We start from the raw sequence: 19733 nt of genomic DNA on the forward strand, positions 1-19733 counted from the left end.
GCCCGTGCGGGTTCTCCTCCTGGACACGGCGCGTCGTCTCGGCCACAGTCCCGGCCGACCGGCCCCTGGCAGGGGTCGCGGAGGCGGTCCTGAGGACCTGGGCCGGGCCGGCGTGGAGATCACCGTGGATGAGGCCCTGCACCTGGTGCGCACGGCGCATGGCCGGTACAAGGCCCACAAAGGCGGCGCCCCGGGGGCGCCGGGGGAGACGCTGGACGAGGTGACGCCGCGCCAGTACTGGGGAGAGTTCACCCGGGACCTCGTGGACGCACAGGCTCGGGAGGCACTCCTGGCCGAGGCTGAGGAGCTGCAGCTGGCCCTGTACCGATCCAAGTCCCGGAAGACTCTGCGCCCGGGTGTCACCACATTGCTCGAGCGGTGCGCTGCGACCTCGGTGCCCGTGATCGTGGTCTCCAACACGATCAACGGCCGTGGAGTGCGGGAGGTCTTCGCCCGCCACGGGCTCGCCGATCGGATCGCCGGCTGGGCCTGCTCGGACGAGGTGGGACTGAAGAAGCCACACGCCGAGATCTTCACCGTCGCGCTGCGCATGGCGGGGGTCCCTGCGGAGCAGACCGCCATGCTGGGGGACAAACCTTTCAACGATGGGCTCGGCGCCCGGGAGGTCGGCATCGGCCGCCGGATCCTCACACGAGGCGGCTCCGGCACAGAGGACGAGCTGCAGGACGCACTCGCCGAGGGGTGGGCCACCGACGTCGTGGACCACCCCGGCCAGGTGGTGGACCTGCTCGGCTGAGCCGGCGCGGGCCCGCCGGCGGGACCTCCCGAGACGGCGAGGCTCCACGGCCCCGGACGGTGGATCCGTCCGGGGCCGTCTCCGTCCTGGGCTCCCGGGGAGTCCAGCGAGTGCGGGCAAGTCCAGCGAGCGCGGGCCGGGCGGGTCAGTCCGCCAGGCCGCGCAGCGTGATCTCGCCGGCGAAGTGGCAGGCCGCGGACTGGCCGGGGGAGACCTCGGTCATCGCCGGGGCCTCCTCCGCGCAGATGTCCTCGGCCCATCGGCAGCGCGTTCGGAAGGGACAGCCGGTGGGTCTCTGAGTCGGGTCGGGCAGCTCGCCCGGGATCGGAAGGTGCTCGCGGGAGCGTTGCCGCACCGGGTCTGCCACGGGAACGGCGGAGAGCAGCGTCTCGGTATAGGGATGGGCGGGTCGGCTGAACAGCTGTGCGGCGGGGGCGAGCTCCACCAGGCTGCCCAGATACATCACAGCCACCCGATCCGCCAGGTGCTCCACTGTGGACATGTCGTGGGAGATGAAGAGATAGCTCAGCCCCCGCTCGTCCTGCAGCCTCGCCAACAGGTCCAGGATCTGGGCCCGCACGGAGACGTCCAGGGCGGAGACAGCCTCATCGGCGACGACCACCTGCGGATCGGTGGCGATGGCCCGCGCGATGCCGATGCGCTGACGCTGTCCGCCGGAGAAGGCGTGCGGGTAGCGATCCAGGTGGCATGCCTCCAGCCCCACCAGCTCCAGCAGCTCCACGAGCTTCTCCTGGGCGACGGGGCCCGCGTGCCGCAGCGGTTCGGCCAGGATGTCGCGCACCGTCATCCGCGGGTTCAGCGAGGCGAAGGGGTCCTGGAAGACCATCCGCACCCGGCGGCGATAGTCGCCCAGGGCCGATTCGGGGGCCGTGGCCACATCGAGGCCGCCTGGTCGAGCCCGCGGCGTCCGGTCCGGCGCCCCGTCCGGCGTCCCGTGCAGTGACTCGGTGATGCTGCCGGAGGTGGGCTGCTCCACCCGCAGCAGACATTTGGCCAGGGTGGACTTGCCGCACCCTGATTCGCCGACCAGTGCCAGAGTCTCGCCCTGACGCAGCTGCAGGTCGACGTCGTCGACGGCCTGCAGCTCGGTGCGCCCCATGCCGAACAGCCCGGACCTCAGACGAAACCGGCGGGTCAGTCCCCGCACCTGGAGCAGGGTCGCCGGGCCTGGGGCCCCGGCAGGCACTGCCGATCTCTCGGAGATCGGCCCGGGACGGGGCGTGGGCGTGGCCTGCAGAAGCATGCGCGTGTAGGGGTGCTCCGGTTCGGCGAAGAGCTCGTACACGTCCCTGCTCTCCACGACTCGGCCACGCCGCATCACCGAGACCTCGTCGGCGATGTCGGCCACCACTCCCAGGTCATGGGTGATGAACAGCACCGCCATCTCCCGCTCCTCCTGGATCCTCCGCAGCAGGCGCAGGATCTGGGCCTGGGTCGTGACGTCCAGAGCCGTGGTGGGTTCATCGGCGATGAGCAGGCGCGGCCGTCCGGCCAGTGCGATGGCCAGCATCGCCCGTTGCCGCATGCCTCCGGAGAGCTCGAACGGGTACGACTTCGCCCGCAGCTCAGGGCGAGGGATGCGCACCTCCTGCAGCGCCTCGACGGCGGCCTCCCAGGCCTGCCTGCGGTCGAGGCCGCGGTGCAGCCGCATGGCCTCCGCGATCTGGGCCCCCACTGTGTGCATCGGGGACAGGCTGCGCGCCGGCTCCTGGAAGACCATGCCGATCTCCCCGCCGCGGATGTGCCGGAGGCTGCGGCCGCGCGGCCGCAGCGTGGTCAGGTCGATCACCTGGCCGTCCGCCTGACGGAACAGCGCTTGGCCGGCGCTGACGCGCCCGGGCGGATCCAGCAGACCCAGGACGGCCCGCGCCGTCTGGGACTTCCCGGAGCCGGACTCGCCCACCAGGCAGTGCACCTGGTGAGGCCGGATGAGCAGATCAGCGCGGTCCACGGCGGTCACGACTCCGTCGTCGGTGGGGAAGGCGACGGAGAGCCCTCGCACGTCCAGCAGCGCGGCGGCGTCGCCGCGGGGCGGCGGAGCCGGGACGGTACTGGCCCGGGTGCTGGTCCTGGTGCTGGTCCGAGTGCTGGTCGTGGGGGTCAGAGTCATCTACTTCACCGCTCCTCCGTAGGGGTCGGCGGCGTCACGCAGGCCGTCGCCGAGGAAGTTCAGGGCCAGGGTCGAGATCACCACGGCGGCCGAGGGCACGATCAGCAGCCACGGCGCGGTGATGACGCTGCGGATGTTCTGCGCCTCCTGGAGCAGCACGCCCCAGGAGACGATGGGTGGCTGCAGCCCCAGGCCCAGGAAGCTCAGCGAGGTCTCCGCCAGGATCATCGCCGGCACCGCGAGAGTGACGGAGGCGATGATGTGACTGGTCAGGCTGGGCAGGATGTGTCGGCGGATCACGCGGAAGCGGCTGGCGCCGTCGAGTCGGGCGGCGACCACGTAGTCCTCGCTGCGCAGGGTGAGCACCCGTCCTCTGACCTCTCGGGACAATGAGGTCCATCCGATCAGGGAGAGCAGCACCGTGATGGCGAAGTAGATGGTCAGCGGTCCCCAGTCCCGGGGGAGGGCGGCGGCCAGTGCCATCCACAGCGGAAGGGTGGGCAGGGACATGAACACTTCGGTGACGCGCTGGATGACGGTGTCGACCACACCGCGGAAGAATCCCGCGAGGGCGCCCAGCGTGATGCCGATGACCAGGGACAGCGCGACGCCGAAGAGCCCGATGGAGAGGGAGACCCGCGTGCCGTGGACGACGCGGGAGAAGATGTCCCGGCCGTTGGCGTCCGAGCCGAGGAGGTAGAACGGCGCGTCGGCGTCCACGGGAGCCAGCAGCTTCCGGTCGGTCTCGATCAGTCCGAGGAACCGGTAGTCGTGCCCGGAGGCCACGAAGAGCCCCAGCTTGTGCAGCTCCTCGGGGTCCTTGGTGTAGGTCCGGTTCCAGGAGACCTCGTCGAACTCCTGGGTGTACCCATGGGCGTAGAGGCCCGGACCCCGGCCGTCGCCGGGGTCCGTCAGGGTGATCGACTGCGGGGGAACGTAGGGATGCTCGGCGTCGTAGGCTCCGGCCGAGCGCGGGGCTATCACGTCGGCGAAGAGCGCGATGAGGTAGACCGCGACCACGACCCACAGGGAGACATGGGCCAGTCGGTGCCGTCGGAAGCGTCTCCAGATCAGACTCCGCGAGGAGCGTCGTCCGGCGTCGTCCTGTGCAGGATCCGACACGGGTCGTGAGGGGCTGTGCAGGCTCATGAGGCGGCTCCTGAATGCTGGCGCCGGACCCGGGGGTCGGCCCAGGCCAGCACGAGGTCGGAGATGACGGTGCCGATGACGGTGAGAACCCCCAGGATCAGCAGGAAGCTGCCGGCCAGGTACATGTCCTGGTTGCGCAGAGCCCCCAGCAGCACGGGCCCGGTGGTGGGCAGGGAGAGGACCGTGGAGACGATCACCTCACCGGAGATCACCGAGGGGATGGCGTAGCCGACGGTGGAGATGAACGGATTCATGGCGGCCCGCACCGGATACCGCATCAGCAGCACGCCCTCCCGCTGGCCCCGGGCCCGAGCAGCGGTCACATACGGCTGCGCGAGCTCGTCGGACAGGTTCGCCCGGGTGATCCGGATCAGTCCCGCGGTCCCAGCAGTGGCGATGATCAGCGCGGGCACGATCAGGTGCCGCATCAGGTCCCAGGCTTTGGCCGGGGACCACTCCGCCTCCACCATGTCCGGAGAGAACAGCCCTCCTACGCTCATGCCGAAGTACCGGAACGCGATGTACATGAACACCAGAGCCAGCACGAAGTTCGGCACTGAGAGGCCGATGAAGCCCAGGAAGGTGAAGAGGTAGTCACTGATGCTGTATCGCCGCACCGCGGTGAACACTCCGATGGCGAAGGCGATGATCCAGGTCAGCAGCAGCGACCCTCCGGCCAGCAGCACGGTGAACGGCAGGTGCTCCAGGATGACCTCCGTGGCCGGGCGGTTCCACCGGAAGGAGTAGCCGAAGTCGCCGACGGTGATGATCCCGGTGATCCACGCCCAGTACTGCATATACCAGGGCGCGTCGAGGGCGTAGCGCTCGCGCAGGACCTGGACCTGCTGGCTGCTGAGCCGGCGTCCTTCGGCCTCCGCATCTGCCATCAGCACCGAGACGAAGTCGCCGGGAGGGGCTTGGATGATGAAGAAGCACACCAACGAGATCAGCCAGACCGTCAGCAGCGACCAGCCGATCCGCCGGATCATGTAAGGCAGCACAGAGTCACCTCCGCGGTCATGGGCAGGGCCGTCCCGGTGATGCGGCGGGTCACCGGTCTGCCGGGAGATCGTCGTCGTCGGCGTCGTCGGCGTGCTGCTGGGCCGCCTCCTCGTCGTCGGCCACGGCCTGCTCCGGGTCCTCCCACCACCACACCGCGGGGTAGGACGGGCCTGGGTTCTGATACGCGCTGGCCTCGAAGAGCTGATGGGGGGCGTTTCGCAGACCGTCGGCGACCACGCCGACCCTGTTGGGGCTGGTGGAGATGCCGATGGTCCAGAAAGCCTCGGCGGAGACGTCCAGCAGCTCCTCCATCAGCTCGGTCTGCCTCTCCTGATCGGCGGTGACCAGGATCTCGTCATAGATCTCCCACTGGCGCCAGGCCGGGGAGTCCTCCGGCGGGGCCTCTCCGGCGTCCTCGCCGTCGAGGTAGAAGGAGCCCCAGGACCAGGCGTAGGCGCCGGAATCGCCGAAGGGCATGTACCAGTGCGGCCGCAGGATGGCGTCCTGCAGACCGGCGGACCCGTCGCGGACGTAGACGTCGAACTCGCCGGCGTCGCGTCGCTCATTGCGCAGATCACGGTCCATGGTCTGGATCTCCAGAGCGATCCCGACCGCCTCCCAGTAGCCCTGGGCGAGCTCCAGGACTCTGGCGTGCTCCACAGAACGGTCGGCGGCCACGTCCACGGCGATGCTGAACGGCCTCCCGTCCGGTCCCAGTCGCCGGCCCTCGTCGTCGCGCTCGGGCAGGACCTCGTCGAGCAGCTCATCAGCCAGGTCCACGTCATGCTCCAGGTGCTGGCCGGCGAGCTCCGAATGGTGATACGGAGAACCCTCCCGCGGGGCGGCCTGGGCCGGCTCGCCTTGGCCGAAATAGACCAGCTCGATGATCTCCTCGCGGTCCAGCGCGTGGGACAGCCCAGCTTTGAAGCTTCGGTCGGTGAGGATCTCCCGCATGTCCTCATCCGGGTGGCTGTGGTTGAGGTTGAAGAGCAGGGTGTTCATATCCGTGGAGGTGACGTCGAGGAGGCTGTAGCCGTTCTCCTCCATGGATTCGGCCAGCAGGGGCCGGAAGTCGTGGTCGAAATGCCGGTCCTGGTAGGAGATGTTGCCAGCGGCCGCGCGGAAGGCGATGACCTCCTGGCTGTCGAAGACGTCGAAGACCAGACGATCGATGTAGGGCAGCTGGTTGCCCTCCGCGTCCACCTTCCAGAAGTACGGATTGCGCACAGCCGTCACGCGCGTGCCCTCATAGGCCGGGGTCTCGATGAGGTAGGCGTTGAGCTGCGGGAGCTCGGTGTTCATCCATCGGGAGTCGAACCCGGTGCCCAGGGTCACCCAGCCCTTGGCCGTGAACATCTCGGTCCAGTCCTCGTACCCCTCCTGCTCGGCGAGCTGGTCCGCCTCGGGGTTGTGGTCCAGGTGGAACTGCTCCAGGTAGTGCCGGGGGAAGCGGTGGAACTTGCCGTCCTCCTCGGCGCGGGCCAGCTGCATGAGGAACAGGCCGTGCGGGGACTGGAACCGCAGCTCGACGGTGTGCTCGTCCACGGCCGTGACGTCGGGCCAGTTGCCCTCGGGTCCATGAGGTACTCCACCGGAGCAGGGGTGAGGTCCTCGTTCATCAGCACCTCTTCGTAGCCGAAGACGATGTCATCGGCGGTGAACGGCTCGCCGTCGGACCAGCGGATCCCCTCCTGCAGGTGGAAGGTGAAGGTGGTGGCGTCGTCGCTGATCTCCCAGTCCCGGGCGACGCCGGGCGTCAGCTCAGAGGACCAGTCCCCGTCCCAGCGGACCAGGGGCTCATAGGCGGCATAGCGCCGGATCAGGGAGTCGTCGTCGTTGCCGTTCATCGCCAGCTGGAGTTCGCCGCCGTACCGGCCGACGCCGTCGGGACCGAGGATCGTGACGGCCTCGGCCGGCAGACGCTCGTCAAGGGGCGGCAGCTCACCGTGGTCCACCTGCTGCTGAAGGTCCGGGGCCTGGCCCGCTGGGACCGTGCGCTCCTCGGACAGCACGGGCGAACCGGTCGCCGTCGCAGCGTCGGCGTCGTGCTCCGGAGCGTCGGTCGCGGCGGCCCCTCCGCACGCGGTGAGCAGCAGCGTCGTCAGGGCGAGTCCGGCGACAGGGTGCCGAAGGACGCTGACGGGGCCCCGGACGGTGCAGTCGGTGTCGGTGCGGGGGCGTGCGGGTATGGCCGGCATGGCGGCAGATCCTCTCAGGCGCGTGACTTGTGAGGGCCCGGCGACGGTCGGTTGACCGGGGCTGGACCGTTCCAGGCACACCGTAGGGAGAGAGGATGGACTGGTGGTGAACGTCCCAGGTCCGGGCGGAGAAGACGCGGCCCGCGGCATCTGGATCGTTCCAGCACGGGGAGTCCTGCGCGGGGACGGACAGACCGGGACAGAGGGCCAGCCGTCACCCAGCCCTGCCGGTTCAGTCCCGCTGTGTGCGGGCGATCAGCTCGGCCACCTGCTCACGGTCGGGGCCGGCGCCAGGGAAGGCGCTGATCCGGCCCAGCGGGAAGGACTCCATCATCTTCAGCAGCCCTTCGGCGCTGAACACGTCTCCGGCACCTCCGTCGGCCCCGTCGGCGGCGAGGTCGGCCTCCACGGCGGCGCGGACTTCCGGACACCACCGGGTGGGCGAGCGCGTCGCCCAGGGTCGAGTCCTCCGTCAGCGGCCGCGCCACCTCATCTCCGGGCACCTCCGCTGAGGCCTGCAGCCGCAGGTCCCTCGAGCTGGCGCCGACGGCGACCACGTGCTCGCCCCCTTCGACCACCCAGCCGTCCAGCCGGACGTCCCAGTGGGCGAGGTCCTCGCGGGCCACCGTGAGCTCCACGGTCCGGGACTCGCCGGCGGCCAGCTCGACGGCGGCGAAGGCCTTCAGCTCGCGCGGGGCGCGGGTCACGGCTGAGCCCGGCCGACCCACGTAGACCTGTACGACCTCGTGGCCGGCGCGCTCGCCGACGTTGGTCACGGTGGTCTGCACGTGCAGCCCGGCGTCGTCCGCGCGGACCTGGAGGTCGGTGTGGTCGAAGGACGTGTAGCTCAGCCCGTGGCCGAAGGGGAAGGCGACTTCGAGGCCCCGGGCGTCGTACCAGCGATATCCGACGAAGATCCCCTCGCTGTAGCGGACGTGCCCGTGCTCGCCGGGGAAGTCCAGGTAGGCGGGAGAGTCGGCCAGCCGCAGCGGGATGGTCTCGGTGAGCCGTCCTGAGGGATTGGCCGTCCCGTAGAGCAGGTCGGCGGTGGCGGATCCGCCGGCCTGGCCGAGCAGCCAGCCCTCCAGGATCGCCGGCACCGTCTGGGCGAAGGGCAGCGCCACGACGCCGCCGTGGGAGAGCACCACCACGGTGCGGGGGTTGGCCTCCACGACGCCTCGAGCAGGTTCAGCTGCTCGGCGGGCAGGTCGAGGTGCTCCCGGTCGAAGCCTTCGGACTCGTCGGCGGCCGGCAGTCCCAGGAAGACGACGGCGACGTCTCCAGCGCCGGCGGCCTCCGCCGCCTCGGCGCGCAGGGACTCGGCCGTCCCGGAGGCGGTCTCCTCGGCGCCCTCCAGGGGGAAGCCCGGGGCGAACCGGACCTCGGCCCGGGACGCCGCCGTGATGGCGGTCAGCGCGTCGTCCACCCGGGTCGGGTTGATCTGTGAGCTGCCGGCGCCCTGGTAGCGCGGAGTGCGGGCGAACTCGCCGATGACCGCCACGGAGGCGCTGGCATCCAGCGGCAGGATCTCGTCGTCGTTCTTCAGCAGCACGGCGGAGCGTGCGGCGGCCTCGCGGGCCAGCGCGTGGTGTGCCTGGACGTCGACGTCCACCGCCGGCGTGCGGGCCCCGGCCTGGACCTTCTGCACCAGCTCCACCACGCGCGCCGCGCAGCGGTCCAGGGCCGCCTCGTCGAGGTCGCCCTCCTGCACCGCGGCGATGACCTGCTCCTGGCTGGCGCCTCCGGTGGTCGGCATCTCCAGGTCCAGTCCAGCTCGCAGCGCCTCGACTCGGTCGCCGACGGCGAACCAGTCGGAGATCACCAGGCCGTCGAAGCCCCACTGGTCACGCAGCACTTCCGTGAGTAGCCAGGGGTCCTCGGAGGCCGAGACGCCGTTGATCTTGTTGTAGGCGCTCATCACCGTCCACGGGCGGGCGGAGGCGATCGCCCGTTCGAAGCCGCGCAGATAGATCTCCCGCAGGGGGCGGGCGTCCACGTCGCTGGAGACGCGCATGCGGTCATGCTCCTGGTTGTTCGCCGCGAAGTGCTTCAGGCATGCGCCCACGCCGCGGGACTGGATGCCTCGGGTGACGGCGGCGGCGAGCTCGCCGGAGACCAGGGGGTCTTCGGAGAAGTATTCGAAGCTGCGGCCGCACAGCGGGGAGCGCTTGATGTTCAGGCCCGGGCCCAGCACGACGCCGACCCCTTCGGCGCGGGCCTCGGCGCCGATGGCCGCCGCCGACGCGTTCGGCCAGGTCGGTGTCGAAGGCGGAGCCCAGGGCCACCGCGGGCGGGAAGCAGGTGGCGGGGACGCTCTGCTCCAGGCCCAGATGGTCGGCGGCTCCGCCCTGCTTGCGGAGTCCGTGGGGGCCGTCGGTGACCATGATCGCCGGGATCCCGGCCTCCTCGACGGCGGCGGTGGTCCAGAAGGTGGCGCCCGTGACCAGCTCGGCCTTCTGCTCCAGGCTCAGGCGGGCGACGACGTCGCGGGGCTCGGCATCGGCGAAGAGGTCGGGGGAGCTGTCGGTGCCGAGGGAGGAAGGTGTGGCGGGTGTGGTCATGAGGGGTCCTTCCGGAGCGGAGATGGGAGAGGTGGACGGACGACCCGGAGTCGATGTGGTCCGCCTCACTGTCCAAAACTGTACGCCACTCGGTTTTCGTGCGGCAAGCGTCGGCGGACGGGGCCGTAGAATCGCCGCCATGGGGAGACGAGGGTCCTATGCCAAAGGCCTGGCCAGGCGCCGAGAGATCCTGCGCACCGCTTTGGAGGTCATCGCCCGCAGCGGCTACTCCAGCGCTTCCGTGCGGGAGCTGGCCGATGCCGTCGGGCTGAGCCAGGCGGGGCTGCTGCATCACTTCGGCACGAAGGAGGAGCTCTTCATCGAGGTGCTGCGCGCTCGGGACGAGGTCGACGCCGCTGTCGCGGCGGGCGACCCCGCGCCGCGCCGGAGCGCGCCGGACGGGTCGGCGCCGGGCGGGCCCGATCTGGCCGCCGTCCCCCTGGAGCTGGGGCGCTTCGTGGAGATCCTCCGGCGCAATGCCGAGGTGCCGGGTCTGATCCACCTCTATACGCGGCTGCAGGCGGAGGCGGCGGACTCCGGGCATCCCGCCCATGAGTACTTCCGTACGCGCCAGCAGCGCGTGCTGGCCGGGCTCGCCCGCGCCGTGCGCGCCGCTCAGCTCCAGGGGGACGTGCATCCGGAGCTGGATCCGGAGGAGACGGCCCTGGAGCTCGTCGCGCTGGCCGACGGCCTCCAGGCCCAGTGGCTGCTGGATCCGCGCGTGGACATGGCCGCGGTGATGGCCCGGCATCTGGAGCGGTTCCGGCCCTGAGGCGGTGCCGCCGTCACCTCACTGAGCCCCGCCGCGCCCCTGCGCGGCGCATGCGTGACCGCGGCGCCGGTGCTAGAATCTTGCCTCGGAACTCAGTCCCGCCGGTTCGGCGTCGGACGTCCGCCTCTCATCGACACCGCCGGTGCGTGTGATCTCCACGACGCGGCGTTGCGCGTCTGCGTACTCGTCCTTTATGCTGTACTTTTGCGCCTCCCCTCTATGCGCGTGCCTTCAAATAGCGGTGGGCACCTGCATCGTCTCCTCCTCACAGCTGGACCGCCTGACGTCTGCCCGGCGTCGGATCGGCCAGACACCGTCCGCGTGCGCGGGGACGGGGAAGCGTGCCAAGGAAGCTACGAAGGTCTGTGGAAGGATCCCTCTTGGTCGCCTCGAGCACCTCAATTCAAACCGCTGCCTCGGCCCGTACCGCTGAATACGCCGGCCGACTCTCATTCGCAAAGATCCACGAACCCCTCGATGTCCCGGAGCTTCTGGCTCTGCAGATCGACTCCTTCGACCGCCTGGTGGGCAACGAGCGCTGGGCCGCCCGCGTGGAGGAGGCCCGCCAGAAGGGCATCAAGGGCGTCTCCGACACCTCGGGCCTGGCGGACATCTTCGAAGAGATGTCCCCCATCGAGGACTTCCAGGGCACCATGTCCCTGAGCTTCTCCGAGCCGGAATTCGCCGACCCGAAGATGCCGATGGCCGAGTGCAAGGAGCGCGACACCACCTACGCGGCTCCGCTGTACGTCAAGGCCGAGTTCATGAACCACAACACCGGCGAGATCAAGCAGCAGACGGTGTTCATGGGCGACTTCCCGCTGATGACCGACCGCGGCACGTTCATCATCAACGGCACCGAGCGCGTCGTCGTCTCGCAGCTGGTCCGTTCCCCGGGCGCCTACTTCGAGCGCACCCCGGACAAGACCAGCGACAAGGACATCTTCACCGCGAAGATCATCCCGTCCCGCGGCGCGTGGTTCGAGCTGGAGATCGACAAGCGCGACCAGGTCGGCGTGCGTCTGGACCGCAAGCGCAAGCAGCCGGTCACCGCACTGCTGAAGGCGCTGGGCTGGACCGAGTCCCGCATCATCGAGGAGTTCGGCGACTACGACTCCATCCGCGCCACCCTGGAGAAGGACACCTTCGAGACCCAGGACGACGCGCTGCTGGACATCTACCGCAAGCTGCGTCCCGGAGAGCCGCCGACGGTCGAAGCCGCCGAGGGCCTGCTCAAGGGCCTGTACTTCACTCCGAAGCGCTACGACCTCGCGAAGGTGGGCCGCTACAAGCTCAACCGCAAGCTGGGCGTGGACAAGGACTTCACCGACGCCGACGCCTCGGTGCTCACCGAGCAGGACATCGTGGCGATGATCCACTACCTGTGCGCGGTGCACGCCGGCCGCGAGACCATCAAGGGTCTGCGCGACGGCGAGCAGATCGACCTGCCCGTGCAGATCGATGACATCGACCACTTCGGCAACCGTCGCATCCGTGCGGTGGGCGAGCTGATCGAGAACCAGGTCCGCACGGGCCTGTCTCGCATGGAGCGGGTGGTGCGTGAGCGCATGACCACCCAGGACGTGGAGGCGATCACCCCGCAGACGCTGATCAACATCCGTCCCGTGGTGGCCTCCATCAAGGAGTTCTTCGGCACCTCGCAGCTCTCGCAGTTCATGGACCAGAACAACCCGCTGGCCGGTCTGACGCACAAGCGGCGTCTGAACGCGCTGGGCCCGGGCGGTCTGTCCCGTGACCGCGCGGGCATGGAGGTCCGTGACGTCCACCCGTCGCACTACGGCCGCATGTGCCCGATCGAGACCCCTGAAGGTCCGAACATCGGTCTGATCGGCTCGCTGGCGACCTATGGGCGTATCAACCGCTTCGGCTTCATCGAGACGCCGTACCGCAAGGTCGTCGACGGCAAGGTCACCGAGGAGATCGAGTACCTGACCGCCGATGACGAGCTGGCGGCCCAGATCGCTCAGGCCAACGCGCCGCTGACTGAGGACGGCTCCTTCGCTGAGGAGCAGGTCCTGTGCCGTCAGCGCGGTGGTGAGGGCGAGCCGGTGCTGGTCGGCGCCGAGGACATCGACTACATGGACGTCTCTCCGCGCCAGATGGTGTCGGTGGCGACCGCCCTGATCCCGTTCCTGGAGCACGACGACGCCAACCGCGCGCTCATGGGTGCCAACATGCAGCGCCAGGCGGTGCCGCTGCTGGAGTCCGAGTCCCCGGTGGTCGGCACGGGCATGGAGAAGTACGTCGCGGTCGACGCCGGCGACTCCGTGACCGCCGAGCAGGCCGGCGTGGTCACCAAGGTCGCGGCGGACCTGGTCTCCGTCATGAATGACGACGGCACCATGACGCACTACCCGATCATGAAGTTCGAGCGCTCGAACCAGGGCAACACCTACAACCAGCGTGTCCGGGTCTCCGAGGGCGACCGGGTGGAGCGGCAGTCGATCATCGCCGACGGTCCGTCTACGGAGTACGGCGAGATCGCCCTGGGCAAGAACCTGCTGGTCGCGTTCATGTCCTGGGAGGGCCACAACTTCGAGGACGCGATCATCCTGTCGCAGCGCCTGGTGCAGGACGACGTCCTGACCTCGATCCACATCGAGGAGCACGAGGTGGACGCGCGCGACACCAAGCTGGGCGCGGAGGAGATCACCCGGGACATCCCGAACGTCTCGGACGAGATGCTCTCCCAGCTGGACGAGCGCGGCATCATCCACATCGGTGCCGAGGTCGAGGCCGGGGACATCCTGGTCGGCCGTGTGACCCCGAAGGGTGAGACGGAGCTGACCCCGGAGGAGCGCCTGCTGCGCGCCATCTTCGGCGAGAAGTCCCGCGAGGTCCGTGACACCTCCCTGAAGGTGCCCCACGGCGAGTCCGGCACCGTGATCGGTGTGCGCATCTTCGACGCGGAGGACGGCGACGAGCTGCCTCCGGGCGTGAACCAGCTGGTGCGCGTCTACGTGGCCCAGAAGCGCAAGATCACCGACGGCGACAAGCTCGCCGGCCGTCACGGCAACAAGGGTGTGATCTCCAAGATCCTGCCGGTCGAGGACATGCCGTTCCTGGCCGACGGGACCCCGGTCGACGTCGTGCTCAACCCGCTGGGTGTGCCCGGTCGTATGAACATCGGTCAGGTCATGGAGCTGCACCTGGGCTGGGCCGCCAAGCAGGGCTGGACCATCGAGGGCGAGCCCGAGTGGCTGAAGAACCTGCCGAACCTGCCGCGCGAGACCGGGCCGACCAAGGTCGCCACTCCGGTGTTCGACGGTGCCGAGGCGGACGAGCTCACCGGCATCCTCGCTTCGACCAACACCACCCGCGACGGTGAGCGGCTGGTCGGGCCCGACGGCAAGGCCCAGCTGTTCGACGGCCGCTCCGGCGAGCCGTTCCCGGACGGGATCTCGGTCGGCTACATGTACATCCTGAAGCTGCACCACCTGGTCGACGACAAGATCCACGCCCGCTCGACCGGTCCGTACTCGATGATCACCCAGCAGCCGCTCGGTGGTAAGGCGCAGTTCGGCGGTCAGCGCTTCGGCGAGATGGAGGTCTGGGCCCTGGAGGCGTACGGCTCGGCCTACACCCTGCAGGAGCTGCTGACCATCAAGTCGGATGACATCCACGGCCGTGTGAAGGTCTACGAGGCCATCGTCAAGGGCGAGAACATTCCGGAGCCCGGTGTTCCGGAGTCGTTCAAGGTCCTGATCAAGGAGATGCAGTCGCTCTGCCTGAACGTGGAGGTCCTCTCCGCCGACGGCAGCGCGATCGAGATGCGTGACGCGGAGGAGTCCGGGTTCAGCGCCGCCGAGGAGCTGGGCATCGACCTCTCCCGTGCGGAGCCCAGCTCGGTCGAAGAGGTCTGAGCCTCACCCGCGCCGTCGCCGGCTGAGAGCAGTCGGCGACGGCAGTCATCGCGTCACGAATCTTGAGAGAGAAAAGAGAGACACAGGACTATGTCCAACGAATCCTCATTCGGCACCATGCGCATCGCGCTGGCCACCGGTGACGACATCCGCAGCTGGTCCCACGGTGAGGTCAAGAAGCCGGAGACCATCAACTACCGCACCCTGAAGCCGGAGAAGGACGGACTCTTCTGCGAGAAGATCTTCGGACCGTCGCGGGACTGGGAGTGCTACTGCGGCAAGTACAAGCGGGTGCGCTTCAAGGGCATCATCTGTGAGCGCTGCGGCGTCGAGGTGACCCGTGCCAAGGTGCGTCGTGAGCGGATGGGCCACATCCAGCTCGCCGCCCCGGTGACCCACATCTGGTACTTCAAGGGTGTGCCCTCGCGTCTGGGCTACCTGCTGGACCTGGCTCCGAAGGACCTGGAGAAGGTCATCTACTTCGCGGCCTACATGATCACCTCCGTGGACGAGGACCGTCGTCACGAGGACCTGCCGAACCTGCAGGCCGAGTACGACCAGGAGGTCAAGCACCTGGCGGACCAGCGCGACGCGGACATCGCCGCCGTCGCGAAGGACCTGGAGGACGACCTCGAGCGCCTGGAGGGCGAGGGTGCCAAGGCCGCGGAGAAGAAGAAGGCCCGCGACGCCGCCGACAAGCAGATGGCGCAGATCCGCAAGCGCGCCGACGCCGAGATCGAGCAGCTGGAGAGGGTCTGGGACCGCTTCAAGAACCTCAAGGTCTCGGACCTGGAGGGCGACGAGGCGCTGTTCCGCGAGCTGCGGGCCCGCTACGGCCAGTACTTCGAGGGCTTCATGGGCGCCGAGGCGATCCAGAAGCGTCTGGCGACCTTCGACATGGACGCCGAGGCCGAGAAGCTGCGGGAGACCATCAGCACCGGCAAGGGCCAGCGCAAGACCCGCGCCCTGAAGCGTCTGAAGGTCCTCAACGCGTTCCTGTCCACCGGCAACTCGCCGGAGGGCATGGTGCTCGACGCCGTGCCGGTGATCCCGCCGGAGATCCGTCCGATGGTCCAGCTGGACGGCGGCCGCTTCGCGACCTCCGACCTCAACGACCTGTACCGCCGGGTGATCAACCGCAACAACCGTCTGAAGCGTCTGCTGGACCTGGGTGCTCCGGAGATCATCGTCAACAACGAGAAGCGCATGCTCCAGGAGGCTGTGGACTCGCTGTTCGACAACGGTCGTCGCGGTCGTCCGGTCACCGGGCCGGGCAACCGTCCGCTGAAGTCGCTGTCCGACATGCTCAAGGGCAAGCAGGGACGCTTCCGTCAGAACCTGCTGGGCAAGCGCGTGGACTACTCGGGCCGTTCGGTCATCGTGGTCGGCCCCCAGCTGCAGCTGCACCAGTGCGGTCTGCCGAAGCAGATGGCGTTGGAGCTGTTCAAGCCCTTCGTCATGAAGCGCCTGGTGGACCTCAACCACGCTCAGAACATCAAGTCCGCCAAGCGGATGGTGGAGCGTCAGCGCTCCCAGGTCTGGGACGTGCTCGAAGAGATCATCACCGAGCACCCGGTGCTGCTGAACCGTGCCCCCACCCTGCACCGTCTGGGCATCCAGGCCTTCGAGCCGCAGCTGGTGGAGGGCAAGGCCCTGCAGCTGCACCCGCTGGTCTGTGCGGCGTTCAACGCGGACTTCGACGGCGACCAGATGGCGGTGCACCTGCCGCTGAGCCCGGAGGCCCAGGCCGAGGCGCGCATCCTGATGCTGTCCTCGAACAACATCCTGAAGCCCTCGGACGGCCGCCCGGTGGCCCTGCCCTCGCAGGACATGATCATCGGTCTGCACCACCTGACCACCGTCCGGGAGGACGAGGTCGGCGCCGGTCGTGCCTTCGCCTCCGTGGGTGAGGCGCAGATGGCCTTCGACCTGAAGGAGCTGCACCTCAACGCTCCGGTGTCCATCGCGGTGGAGAACTTCGTCCCCTCGGCCGATGTCCCCGCTCCCGAGGGCTGGGAGCAGGGCCAGCGGGCCGTCATCCGGACCACGCTGGGCAAGGTGAAGTTCAACGAGCTGCTGCCGGCGGACTATCCCTGGCAGGACACGGCCGCGGACAAGGGTCAGCTCTCCGCGCTGATCAACGACCTCGCCGAGCGGTACCCCACCGTGGCGACGGCGCGCACCCTGGACAACCTCAAGGACGCCGGCTTCTACTGGTCGACGCGTTCGGGCGTGACGGTGGCCATCTCGGACATCACCTCCGACATGGACAAGCAGTCCATCATGGACGCCTATGAGGACCAGGCCGCCAAGGTCCAGTCGCAGTACGACATGGGTCTGATCGGCGACGACGAGCGTCACGCCGAGTTGGTGGAGATCTGGTCCAAGGCGACCGACGAGGTGGCCGGTGCCATGCAGAAGGGCATGGACGAGCTCAACAACATCAACCGGATGGTGACCTCAGGTGCTCGAGGAAACTGGCTCCAGGTCCGGCAGATCGCCGGGATCCGTGGTCTGGTGACCAACCCGCGCGGTGACATCATTCCGCGGCCCATCAAGTCCTCCTACCGAGAGGGCCTGTCGGTCCTCGAGTACTTCATCGCGACCCACGGTGCCCGTAAGGGTCTGGCGGACACCGCGCTGAAGACCGCGAACTCCGGGTACCTGACCCGTCGTCTGGTGGACGTCTCCCAGGACGTCATCGTCCGCGAGGAGGACTGCGGCACGTCGCGCGGCCTGACCGTGCCGATCGCTGTGGCCGACGAGAACGGCGAGCTGAAGCTCCACGAGGCCGTCGAGAACTCCGCCTACGCGCGGACTCTCGCCGTCGACGTCGTGGACGCCGAGGGCACCGTGCTCGCCGAGGGCGGCACCGATGTGGGCGACGTCCTCATCGCACGGCTGTTCGAGGCTGGCGTGACCGAGATCAAGGTCCGCTCCGTGCTGACCTGTGAGTCGCCGGTGGGCACCTGCTCGCTGTGCTACGGCCGGTCGCTGGCCACGGGCAAGACCGTGGACATCGGTGAGGCCGTGGGCATCATCGCGGCCCAGTCCATCGGTGAGCCCGGCACGCAGCTGACGATGCGTACCTTCCACACCGGTGGTATCGCGTCGGCGGACGACATCACCCAGGGTCTGCCCCGTATTCAGGAGCTCTTCGAGGCCCGCACCCCCAAGGGTGTGGCGCCGATCGCCGAGACCGCCGGCCGTGTGCGTCTCGAGGATGCGGACAAGCAGCTGCGCCTCGTGCTCACCCCGGACGACGGTTCGGAGGAGCAGGCCTACCCGGTGCTGCGTCGTGCCCGTCTGCTGGTGGAGGACGGCCAGCACGTCGAGGTCGGCCAGCAGCTGGTGGCCGGTGCGGTGGACCCGAAGCAGGTCCTCCGCGTCCTCGGCCCGCGGGCTGCGCAGAAGTTCCTGGTCTCCGAGGTCCAGGACGTCTACCAGTCCCAGGGTGTGGGCATCCACGACAAGCACGTGGAGGTCATCGTCCGGCAGATGCTGCGGCGCATCACCGTCATCGAGTCCGGCGGCACGGACCTGCTGCCCGGTGAGCTGACCGACCGGTTCCGCTTCCAGCGGGAGAACCGGAAGGCCGTGGCCGAGGGTCGCCAGCCGGCCTCCGGTCGTGACGAGCTGATGGGCATCACCAAGGCCTCGCTGGCCACGGACTCGTGGCTGTCGGCGGCTTCCTTCCAGGAGACCACCCGTGTCCTGACCCAGGCGGCGATGGAGGGCAAGTCCGACCCGCTGCTGGGCCTGAAGGAGAACGTGATCATCGGTAAGCTCATCCCGGCCGGCACCGGTCTGGACCGCTACACGCAGTCGGCGGTGGAGCCCACGGAGGAGGCCAAGGCGAACCTGTTCACCGGGCCGAGCCTCTACGGCTCCAGCTTCGACTACGCCGGCGCGGAGGGTGAGGGAGAGTTCCACGCCATCCCGTTGGATGACTACAACACTGAGGTCGACTTCCGCTGACCTCCGCGCACCGCGGGCTGCCACAGTCTGAGGTGAGCACTCGAGAGCCCGGACCCTGCCAGGGGTCCGGGCTCTCGTGCGTCTGAGACGCGTCGCCCGCCAGGGCAGGGTTTCGGTGAAGGGCCCCCGGGCTCTTGTCCTCGCCCGTCGCTGCTGTCATCATGGATTCACAGTTGCAAAGTTCAGGCGGCGGAGGGGCGGATCATGAGGGCGACGGGAAGGGCGCGCGGGGCCGGCGGAGCGGTCCTGCGGGGGCTGCAAGCGGTGGCCGCGCTGGTGGTGGCGGTGCTCCTGCTGACCGGATGCGGAGCCGGTGATGGCGAGGCGGACGGGGCGGAAGGCGGGGAGTGGGCCGTGGATCACGAGGCGGCCGAAGACTTTGCGCCGGAGGCGCCGGGCCAGGAGCGCACCCGCCCGGACGCCGACGCGGAGGATCGAGAGGTGGTCACCACAGCCTCCGCCGAGGTGGAGGTCCGCGACGTCGCCGAGGCGGTGACGAGCGTCGTCGAGCAGGTCGAGGGGTATGGCGGTCATGTGGAGGCACGCCGGGAGAGCACCGACGACGACGGTCGGCTCAGCCTGGCGACTCTGACGCTGCGAGTGCCGGCCGAGGATCTCGCCGAGCTGCTGGACGACCTCGAGGGCCTCGGCGACGTCCATGACCTGAGTCAGCGCGCTCAGGACGTCACCGGGACTGCTCGCGATCTGGATGCCCGGATCGAGGCGCTGGAGATCTCGGTGGATCGCCTCCTGGAGATCATGGAGCAGGCGGAGACCAGCGAGGAGCTGCTCGCGGCGGAGACCACGCTGAGCGACCGTCAGACGGAGCTGGAGTCTCTGGTGTCACAGCGGGATGCGTTGGCGGATCAGGTGGAGATGTCGACCCTGCGGCTCGAGCTCATCGACGGACGCGTCGCCGCGGTGCGCGCCGACGGATTCGTGGGCGGTCTCCAGTCCGGCTGGAACGGGCTGCTGCGCACCGCCGACGGGGTGCTGGTGGTGGCCGGGGTGCTCGTGCCCTGGATCCCCGTGCTGGTGGTGGCTGGTGTCGGCGTCGGGTGGCTGGTCCGGCGGGACCGCCGGCGTCGGGAGCTGCGTCGGCAGGCGTGGGCAGGTGTGGCCGTGCCGCAGGCAGAGGTCGCCGCGTCAGGGACGGCGTCCGACGAGGAGGCGGTGCGCAAGGAGATGCCGGACGAGGAGAGGCCGGACGAAGAGGCTGATACGGGTGGGGGAGCGGTCCGCTGAAGGCCTGCGGAAGTGCCCTCCATGCTCTGTGATGGGCCGCGGCGGATGCTCACCGG

10 protein-coding genes and 2 pseudogenes are annotated in these 19733 nt (G+C 69.1%); 5 read left to right on the forward strand and 7 right to left on the reverse strand.

What is annotated here, in order from left to right; genetic code table 11:
- The coding region (locus tag BCY76_RS12165) for an HAD family hydrolase (protein ID WP_139827773.1) at positions 1-757 on the forward strand (757 nt) is incomplete at its 5' end.
- Between the two features lie 145 nt (positions 758-902).
- On the opposite strand, the gene BCY76_RS12170 is transcribed toward BCY76_RS12165, so the two are convergent.
- The 7 genes and pseudogenes from BCY76_RS12170 to BCY76_RS20480 form a co-directional block, all read right to left on the reverse strand.
- Positions 903-2888: a dipeptide ABC transporter ATP-binding protein gene (locus BCY76_RS12170; protein ID WP_085437743.1), complete on the reverse strand. Its 1986-nt coding sequence runs from the start codon at positions 2886-2888 to the stop codon at positions 903-905.
- Positions 2889-4037 (reverse strand): ABC transporter permease, encoded by a 1149-nt coding sequence (locus BCY76_RS12175; RefSeq protein WP_070158377.1) that lies wholly within the window; start codon positions 4035-4037, stop codon positions 2889-2891.
- Positions 4034-5038 carry an ABC transporter permease gene (locus BCY76_RS12180; protein ID WP_139827774.1) on the reverse strand — a complete coding sequence of 335 codons (1005 nt, stop codon included), beginning with the start codon at positions 5036-5038 and terminating at the stop codon, positions 4034-4036. The genes BCY76_RS12175 and BCY76_RS12180 overlap by 4 nt, the downstream gene beginning before the upstream one ends.
- A 49-nt stretch (positions 5039-5087) precedes the next feature.
- Entirely contained in the window at positions 5088-6584 is a 1497-nt protein-coding gene (locus BCY76_RS12185) for an ABC transporter substrate-binding protein (protein WP_070158379.1), read from the reverse strand.
- Between the two features lie 68 nt (positions 6585-6652).
- Positions 6653-7387, reverse strand: a pseudogene (locus BCY76_RS20470) (ABC transporter substrate-binding protein); the annotation flags it as partial.
- 122 nt (positions 7388-7509) lie between these two features.
- Complete coding sequence (locus tag BCY76_RS20475; RefSeq protein ID WP_336582270.1) at positions 7510-8025, reverse strand: fibronectin type III-like domain-contianing protein; 516 nt, start codon at positions 8023-8025, stop codon at positions 7510-7512.
- A 174-nt stretch (positions 8026-8199) separates the two neighbouring features.
- Positions 8200-9431 (reverse strand): annotated as a pseudogene (locus tag BCY76_RS20480) (glycoside hydrolase family 3 C-terminal domain-containing protein); the annotation flags it as partial.
- A 506-nt stretch (positions 9432-9937) separates the two neighbouring features.
- On the opposite strand from BCY76_RS20480, the gene BCY76_RS12200 reads away from it, so the two are divergent.
- The 4 genes from BCY76_RS12200 to BCY76_RS12215 all read left to right on the forward strand — a co-directional run bounded on the left by BCY76_RS12200 (position 9938) and on the right by BCY76_RS12215 (position 19677).
- Complete coding sequence (locus BCY76_RS12200) at positions 9938-10570, forward strand: TetR/AcrR family transcriptional regulator (RefSeq protein ID WP_170922687.1); 633 nt, start codon at positions 9938-9940, stop codon at positions 10568-10570.
- Between the two features lie 380 nt (positions 10571-10950).
- A complete protein-coding gene (gene rpoB / locus BCY76_RS12205; protein WP_070161804.1) occupies positions 10951-14454 on the forward strand; it encodes a DNA-directed RNA polymerase subunit beta in 3504 nt (1167 codons plus the stop codon).
- Between the two features lie 90 nt (positions 14455-14544).
- Positions 14545-18432, forward strand: coding sequence for a DNA-directed RNA polymerase subunit beta' (locus tag BCY76_RS12210; RefSeq protein WP_085437745.1), 3888 nt, complete (start codon positions 14545-14547; stop codon positions 18430-18432).
- 204 nt (positions 18433-18636) lie between these two features.
- Complete coding sequence (locus tag BCY76_RS12215) at positions 18637-19677, forward strand: DUF4349 domain-containing protein (RefSeq protein ID WP_083277714.1); 1041 nt, start codon at positions 18637-18639, stop codon at positions 19675-19677.
- The last annotated feature ends 56 nt before the right edge of the window (positions 19678-19733 follow it).

The sequence above is a fragment of the Nesterenkonia sp. PF2B19 genome (assembly GCF_001758425.2).
Lineage (GTDB): Bacteria > Actinomycetota > Actinomycetes > Actinomycetales > Micrococcaceae > Nesterenkonia > Nesterenkonia aethiopica.